We start from the raw sequence: 1,166 nt of genomic DNA, 5'->3' as shown, positions 1-1,166 counted from the left end.
CCTAATGCTCCGGAACAAAATCCGGTAGAAGATATTTGGTTACAAGGAAAAAGTTTCTTGAGAAAATTTTATCATATTTGCAGTTCTTTTAAAAAAGTAAAGTGGTTATTCAAGTTTTTTACTGATGGTCAAATATTTGATTTTCCCAAACTTTTTAAGTATGGAATTTTGCCACAACCTATTTAGGATTGCTATATATCATTTAAATCTGGAGAGTATTTAGGGAGAAATATGACTTCATGCCCAAGGCCGACAACTAAGTCCTTAATCAGGGTCTTTCTGTGAATTGGTGCATTGTCCATTATTAGTACTGATTTTCGCTCAAGTGATGGCAATAAATATTTTTCTAGCCATCCCTCAAACCCAACAGCATTTAAGCTTCCTTCAAAAATCATTGGGGCAATTAAATCTTTCTTTCTTTTTCTTCTTCCTGCCACCAAGTTTTCTCTTTTTTTTCTTTTACCTTGTTTATTTCCTATTACTTTCTTCCCTCTCATAGACCAAGCATATAGACATTCTTGAACTTCCTCAAATCCACTCTCGTCAATATATACAAGGCTTTCTATCCCATACTTTTTAATCAACTCTCTGAGTAATCTATAGTAGTTTATTCTTTCTTGTCTATTTCTTTCTCGATACCTTAAATCTTTTTTTTTGTGTGATTTTCATCTGACCCAATGCCTAACTGATTGAACTAATATTAACTCCAAACTTTTGAGCGCGATTGACCGTAGGTCACGCTACGCGATCGCATAATCTTAAATCTGGATTGTCTTTCACATCTTGTTTTAATGCATGCCAATCTAATTTTCGCTTACGCCGTGTGACTTTTGTCGGTTTTAAATCCACTCTTGCTAGCCACCTATAGATTGTAGAGCGTCCCACTTTATAGATTCTGGCAGCGGATAAAATACTTCCTCCGTGTTCAATATAGTCAATGACTCTTGTTCGTAAATCTAGACTGTAAGACATTTTTTAAATGATTTATTCTGGTTTTTATTTTACTATTTATATTGTACCACTATTATTCAAAATGACTATAGTTAGTCAATTATCCATTTGGCTAATGATTCATTTGTTCGCGAGATTGTTGCCTCACGCGACCAGTCATGGCAGCTTCCTGTAAGGCCATAAAGGCATCGAGATCCGCCAAATCGTACTTTTTA

Annotated in this window: 2 pseudogenes; one reads left to right on the top strand and one right to left on the bottom strand. The window is 34.9% G+C overall.

The features are described 5' to 3' along the window. Positions 1-186, top strand: a pseudogene (locus F6K37_RS43585) (IS630 family transposase); the annotation flags it as partial. 8 nt (positions 187-194) lie between these two features. Here F6K37_RS43585 and F6K37_RS43580 read toward each other — a convergent pair. Beyond that, positions 195-972: pseudogene (locus F6K37_RS43580) on the bottom strand (IS630 family transposase); the annotation flags it as partial. Positions 973-1,166 lie beyond the last annotated feature (194 nt).

Origin of the sequence: Moorena sp. SIO4E2, from assembly GCF_010671945.1 — a bacterium.
In the GTDB taxonomy this organism is placed as follows: Bacteria; Cyanobacteriota; Cyanobacteriia; order Cyanobacteriales; family Coleofasciculaceae; genus Moorena; species Moorena producens.
The sequence above is the reverse complement of the archived record's forward strand: the minus strand, read 5'-3'. Positions and strand labels throughout refer to the sequence as shown.